7 protein-coding genes are annotated in these 6,885 nt (G+C 31.8%); 1 reads left to right on the top strand and 6 read right to left on the bottom strand.

The annotated features are described in order from the left end of the window. From CD041_RS12255 to lepA, 5 genes are all read right to left on the bottom strand, one after another. Nucleotides 1-342 (bottom strand): Hsp70 family protein (locus CD041_RS12255; protein WP_258027195.1); only part of this gene is annotated, 342 nt, incomplete at its 3' end. A 56-nt stretch (nucleotides 343-398) separates the two neighbouring features. Further along, nucleotides 399-1,019 (bottom strand): nucleotide exchange factor GrpE, encoded by a 621-nt coding sequence (gene grpE / locus CD041_RS02070; protein ID WP_070648459.1) that lies wholly within the window; start codon nucleotides 1,017-1,019, stop codon nucleotides 399-401. 28 nt (nucleotides 1,020-1,047) lie between these two features. Then, nucleotides 1,048-2,028: a heat-inducible transcriptional repressor HrcA gene (hrcA, locus tag CD041_RS02065; RefSeq protein WP_070544800.1), complete on the bottom strand. Its 981-nt coding sequence runs from the start codon at nucleotides 2,026-2,028 to the stop codon at nucleotides 1,048-1,050. Nucleotides 2,029-2,130: 102 nt separating this feature from the next. Continuing rightward, nucleotides 2,131-3,252: a radical SAM family heme chaperone HemW gene (gene hemW / locus CD041_RS02060; RefSeq protein WP_062077684.1), complete on the bottom strand. Its 1,122-nt coding sequence runs from the start codon at nucleotides 3,250-3,252 to the stop codon at nucleotides 2,131-2,133. A 182-nt stretch (nucleotides 3,253-3,434) separates the two neighbouring features. Then, nucleotides 3,435-5,258, bottom strand: coding sequence for a translation elongation factor 4 (lepA, locus tag CD041_RS02055; RefSeq protein WP_002478107.1), 1,824 nt, complete (start codon nucleotides 5,256-5,258; stop codon nucleotides 3,435-3,437). Between the two features lie 356 nt (nucleotides 5,259-5,614). Between lepA and rpsT the strand changes: the two genes are divergently transcribed. Beyond that, nucleotides 5,615-5,863: a 30S ribosomal protein S20 gene (gene rpsT / locus CD041_RS02050; protein ID WP_002458974.1), complete on the top strand. Its 249-nt coding sequence runs from the start codon at nucleotides 5,615-5,617 to the stop codon at nucleotides 5,861-5,863. A gap of 47 nt (nucleotides 5,864-5,910) precedes the next feature. On the opposite strand, the gene holA is transcribed toward rpsT, so the two are convergent. After that, nucleotides 5,911-6,885: a DNA polymerase III subunit delta gene (gene holA / locus CD041_RS02045; protein WP_002478106.1), complete on the bottom strand. Its 975-nt coding sequence runs from the start codon at nucleotides 6,883-6,885 to the stop codon at nucleotides 5,911-5,913.

Genomic DNA, 6,885 nt, shown 5'->3' with positions numbered 1-6,885 from the left:
AATTACTGCTTTATCAACTTTTTCTCCTAAATAACTTTCAGCCGTATTTTTTAAGTTTTGTAAAATCATAGCTGAAATTTCTTGAGGTGTGTATGATTTTCCTTCAATATCTACTTTATAATCTGAACCCATGTGACGTTTAATTGATTGAACAGTATTTGGGTTAGTGATTGCTTGACGTTTTGCAACTTCACCAACTTGTGTTTCACCGTTTTTAAATGCAACAACAGATGGTGTTGTGCGGGCACCTTCAGGATTTTGAATTACTTTAGGCTCGTCACCTTCTAAAATAGCGACACATGAATTTGTTGTACCTAAGTCGATTCCAATTACTTTACTCATAATAAAATTCCTCCAATGTTCGTTTTGTAATATATTTGGTTATTTTCGTCAACGTTTTATTGATTTACTTTAACCATTGATGGTCTTAATACGCGGTCTTTCAATTTGTACCCCTTTTGCAGTTCTTGAGTAATTTCACCAGATTCATAATCTGGATTATCATCTTGAACTACAGCTTGGTGCACATTAGGATCAAATGTTTGACCTTCAGTTTCAATCACTTCAAGACCATTGTCTTTTAAAGCTCTTAATAAGCTTTCATGAACCATTTGAACACCTTTTTGCAGCGATTTAAATGATTCATCATTACCTTCAATTTGTAATGCACGTTCAATGTTATCAATCGTAGGTAAAATATCGGTTAACACGCTTTGAGCTTTGTATGCACGATTTGTTTCATTTTCTTTTTGAATACGACGTTTATAATTTTCAAACTCTGCATATAATCTCAAATATTTTTCTTCATTATCATTAGCTAATTGTTCTAGCTCGTTAATTTTTTCTTCTTGTGAATCAATTTTTTCAGATTCATTGTTTGCTTCTTCTTGTTGATTCTGTTCTGAACTTTGATCAGCTTGACTTGCTTCATCGTCAGTTTCCGTAGCATTAACAGTGTGATCTGTTTGTTCTACTTCTTCAGCATTATTTTGTTTCACTGATTCTTTTTCTTCTGCCATTTTCTGCCCTCCGAAATAATCCAAATTACTACCAAATTCTACTAAGTAATTGAATTACATTTTGATAATGCATTGCTGTTGGTCCAATAACAGCAATCTGACCTTTGAGCGAATCATCGAAGTGATAGTCACTTGCAATAATTGAAATATCGCTCAGATTTGCGTCAATCTCCTTGCCAATTTTGACATCTACTTGAGAGTTTGCAAAATCATCTAAAAGTTCCATAATTCGATTTGATTCAATATATTGTAGAATAGGTTGAATTGATGAAACATTCGTTTCATTTAACGTATTGATTAGTTTAACCTTTCCACCCATGTAAATGCTATTACTTTGTTTATGAATATGTTGCCTCATCATTGTTATGACTTTAATAATAAAGTTCTTTTCGCTATCTGACTGCGAAAATCGGTTTAACTCGGCCATTAAATTAAAAGTGCGCTGGCGATTAAAATAATCACTAATAAAACTTGAAATTTGAACCAATCGAGCACTAGATAATTTATCTTTAGTTGCAATATGAACATTTTCTACATGACCTGATGAAAAAATCATAATAAGAATAACAAGTAATGGGTTAGCTTGAATCAAATGAACTTTATTTAGTACATCCAGTTTGTGATTTGGACGAATAACCAAAGTTGCGTATTGAGATTCAGTTGACAACTCATTTGCAAAATAACTCAATGCCGATGAAATATCGTAGTGATTTTCAATCAACAATTGATGAAAACGTTGTTCTTTTTTAAACGTTTGATGAGATGTATCTTCTAATAATTGATTAACATAAAATCTAAAACCTTCTTCAGATGGAATACGTCCAGATGAGGTATGTGTCTTCTCAATGAAGTTTAAATCCTCTAAAAATTTCATTTCATTTCTAATGGTTGCCGGACTAACATCAAGATGATGATTTTCAATTAAGGTTTTAGAACCAATTGGTTGTCCAAAATCAACATAATCTTCAACAATCGCATTTAATATGCTTAATTGTCTATCAGTAATCATGTTTCCACCTCATTAGCACTCTTTTCTTCCAAGTGCTAATTATAATTTATCAAATTGGTCAAAGTAAGTCAATGTTAAAGGCTTGGATTTGTAAAAAAATTTTTAGCTTAATAAAAATGCTTCAAATACTTCATTACCAATGACTTTTCCGCGTTCAGTTAATGCGAAATAGTTACTATTTTGTTTAATTAATTCCTTTTGACTTAAATCATGAATTGTTTGACCAAAGACTTGATAAATGGATTGGTCAAATTTTTGTTTGAAACGGATAATATTAACGCCCTTATTCATTCTTAAACCTAAAAACATTTCTTCTTCCATTTGTTCTTTGATTGTAGGTATTGTGAAAGATAATATTGGAGGTTTATCAGCTTGTACTGCTTTGATATAGTGATTTACTGGATTAACATTGGTATATCTTTTGCCATTTACATAGCCACTTGCACCGGCGCCAAAACCATAGTATTCCTCGTTTTTCCAATAGGTCATATTGTGCGTAGAAGCATGACCTTTTTCAGCAAAGTTCGATATTTCATATTGCTGAAACTTTGAGTGATTTAAACGATGCATTAAATACTGATACATATCAGCGCCTAAATCTTCATTTGGTAATTTTAGTTTTCCCTTACGATATAAGTTATAAAATTGAGTTTTTGGTTCTAAAATCAAACCATAACTCGAGATATGATTTATATCCATACTAAGCGCTCGTTCTATACTATCTTTAAAGTCGTCTAAAGTTTGTTGTGGCAGATGATACATTAAGTCTAAACTTATGGAAGAAATGTCCACCTTGTTTGCATAGTCAACAGCTTGATAGATGTCTTGTGTATTATGTGTACGTCCTAAAATTGTTAATAGTTCAGGTTTAAATGTTTGTACGCCCATTGAAATGCGATTTACGCCGTAATCTTTTAGTAATTTAACTTTTTGAAAGGTTAATTCATCGGGATTAGCTTCGAACGTATATTCACCTGAAATTGTAAATAACTTATTAATCGCTTTTAATAACTTTTCTAACTGTTTAATATTTAAGGCAGTTGGAGTTCCGCCACCAACATACATTGTTTCAATATTTGGATTAAGTCTTGTATGCATTTCCTTTATTAAAGCATCTAAATAGTCATCAACTGGCTGTTTTGCTATAAAATATTTATTAAAATCACAGTAGGTGCAAATTCTTACGCAAAATGGGATATGGATATAAGCACTATTTATTGTCATTTTGCCACCTTCTCTACTTTATCATAGTAATCAAACGAAATAGAGGCTAAGACAAAAAACATCTATTGCTAAAGCTAATAACGTTATTACTTCAGTTCAATTGAAGACCACGTTAGCGTCGAATGTGGAAACGTTATTTAACTTTAAACGTATGTGTTCTTGTATCTTGACCTCTATTTTCATTATTCATCATCCATTTTTAAGACGGCTAGGAAAGCATCTTGTGGTATTTCAACGTTACCCACTGCTTTCATTTTAGCTTTACCTGCTTTTTGTTTTTCTAATAATTTACGCTTACGGCTAATGTCCCCGCCATAACATTTGGATAACACATTTTTACCCATAGATTTAATGTTCGTACGCGCAATAATTTTTTGACCGATTGCAGCTTGTACAGGGACTTCAAATTGCTGTCTAGGGATTAATGTTTTCAACTTTTCAACTAGAGCTTTACCTCGCTCGTAAGCAAAGTCTCGATGGACAATAAAGCTTAATGCATCAACCTTATCACCGTTGAGTAAAATATCCATTTTAACAAGGTTGCTTTCTTTGTTTTCAATGAATTCATAATCGAAAGAAGCGTAGCCTTTTGTATTAGACTTTAATTGGTCAAAGAAATCGAATACTACTTCTGATAATGGTATTTCATACACGATATTAACGCGAATATCGTCTAAATAATCCATATTAATAAATTGTCCACGTTTCCGTTGACACAGCTCCATTACAGCACCTACATAGTCATTTGGTACCATCATCGTGGCTCTTACATAGGGTTCGTATATACTTTCAATACGATCACGTTCAGGCATTTGTGCTGGGTTATCTACAGTCACTTTAGAACCATCTTTCATCAAACATTGATAGATTACTGAAGGTGCAGTGGCAATTAATTCTATGCCAAATTCGCGTTCTATACGTTCTTGAATGATTTCCATATGCAACATACCTAAAAAGCCAGTACGATATCCAAATCCTAATGCTTGAGATGATTCTGGTTCAAACTCTAATGACGCATCATTTAACTGCAATTTTTCTAAAGCTTCACGTAAATCGTTGTAATCTCTATTATCTATTGGGAACAATCCACAATAAACCATAGGATTCATTTTTTTATACCCTTTTAATGGTTGTTCGGCTGGATTATTTGCAAGCGTAATGGTATCACCCACACGAGAATCATCTACGTTTTTAATCGACGCAATGATATAACCGACATCGCCAACTGTTAATTCTTCAATCGGTAATTGTTTAGGTGTGTTAATTCCAACTTCGGTAACTTCAAATTCCTTGCCAGTTGCCATCATTTTAATACGGTCTCCAGCTTTTACAACACCGTCAATCACACGAATAGACGAAATAACTCCGCGGTATGGATCATATTCAGAATCAAAAATAAGTGCTTTTAATGGTGCTTCTGGATCGCCATCTGGTGGTGGTATGACGTCTACAATTTTTTCTAATATATCTTCGATTCCAATGTTTGATTTTGCACTTGCTAAAACAACATCGTCCTTATCTAAACCAATAACATCTTCTAATTCTTGTTTCACACGTTCAGGTTCCGCGGCAGGTAAATCAATTTTATTTACTACTGGCAATAATTCTAAATCATTGTCTAAAGCAAGATAGACATTGGCCAAAGTTTGTGCTTCAATTCCTTGAGCTGCGTCTACAACTAAAATTGCACCTTCGCATGCTGCAAGTGAACGAGAAACTTCATATGTGAAATCGACATGTCCTGGTGTATCAATAAGATGGAAAGTATAAGTCTGTCCATCTTTAGCATCATATTTTAACCGTACAGCATTTAATTTAATTGTGATACCACGTTCTCTTTCTAAATCCATAGAATCTAATAATTGGTCTTGCATATCACGAGATTCAACAGATTTAGTATTTTCTAATATTCTGTCTGCTAACGTAGATTTGCCGTGATCTATATGTGCGATAATAGAGAAATTTCGGATGTTTTCCCTTCTATCATAGCGATTTTGCTTATCCATTATATTAATCCTTCTCACTTTCATAAATTTAACCCTTATATGTATACATCTTTGACATAATAACGTTTTTAACATTCATTTGCAAATATGTCTTTTCAGAAATTGAAATGCTTCAATTTTAAAGGTCATGCAATTGATCGATAAATATATGAGCTCAAGTAATTTTTATCATTTTTATTTATAGTATAATTATAAAGTGTTCTATTACGCATTCCAATATAAATAAGTAAAATATCTGTTTTAATTCCGCAAGGGTCAATTAATGATTGCACAAACATAGTAGTTTTGATAAAATATTTCTTGTTGCAATCAAATATAATTTGATAAGATAACTTCACTTTTAGGAGGTGACAGTAATGCCAAACATCAAATCTGCAGTTAAACGTGTGAAAACAACTCAAACAGCTGAAGAACGTAATATTTCTCAAAAAAATGCGATGCGTACAGCAGTAAAAAATGCTAAAGCAGCTATTGCTTCAAATGCTGACAACAAAGCAGAATTAGTTAATTTTGCAATTAAATTAGTTGATAAATCTGCTCAAAGTAATTTAATCCACTCAAACAAAGCTGATCGAATTAAATCTCAACTCATGAGTGCAAAGTAAATATTAAATTAACAGTCTGGATATCATTTCCAGACTGTTTTTTATTTTTAAATAGAAAGAATAAATAACTCTAGTATAAGTTGTTTATCCATATATGAAGATTTAAGCTTATAGTCAGTTTCAGCACAAGCATTAATAATATCCAAAATATCATTCAATTGATAGTGTCGTATTTGTCCTAATGCTAATTTAACGCGATATGGATGTGCATTCACCGTTTTGGCAATTTGCTGTGCGCTATATCCTTTTTGGCTTAATATTTTACATTGATAATAAAGACGGTAGTTACTAGTAATTAATGCGAGTAATTTAATTGGTTCTTCTTTCATAATAATTAAATCTTTAACTAAATTTATTGCTTTTTGTTTTTGATTCTTTTGAATGTATTCAGTGAGCAAAAAGACATTCTGTTCTAAACTACGATTGATAATCATGCTGACATCCTGTTTATTGATTGTTGGTCTATCCCCTATGAACAACATTAGCTTTTCCAACTCTTGTTGCACAATGTTAAAATTAATTCCTGTCAATTCAATAAATAGATTTAAAGCATCTTGTTTAATGTCTTTATAATTTTCGTGTAATTGTTGCTGAATCCAATTTTTTATATCTTCTTCTGACATTTGTTCAATTTTTTTAATTTGTCCATGCTTTTTAAGCGCTTTTGTTAACTTTTTTCGTTCATCTAATTTGTTTTGGTATACTTCAAAAATAATAAGATTGTCACCATCATATTTATCAATAAATTCTAATAATTTATCAGTGTTTGTTGATAAATCTTTTGGAACTTTTTCTCCTGTAAATACATAAGCATTTTTAACTAAGATAGCCTTTTTTTCTGAAAAGAAAGGTAATGTCAGTGTTTCTTCAATAATAGTCGATATATCATGTTCGTATAAATTAAATTTCACAAAATTAAAATCATCTCTTTCTTGTTGTAGATATGTTTGAATGATTTCTAAGCTTTGTTTTTCCACTAATTCTGGAACATCACCATAGACGGCAATTAAGTTTTGAGGCAT

The organism is Staphylococcus lugdunensis (assembly GCF_002901705.1).
In the GTDB taxonomy this organism is placed as follows: Bacteria; Bacillota; Bacilli; order Staphylococcales; family Staphylococcaceae; genus Staphylococcus; species Staphylococcus lugdunensis.
Note: the sequence above shows the minus strand (reverse complement) of the source record. Positions and strands in the feature narration are given on the sequence as shown.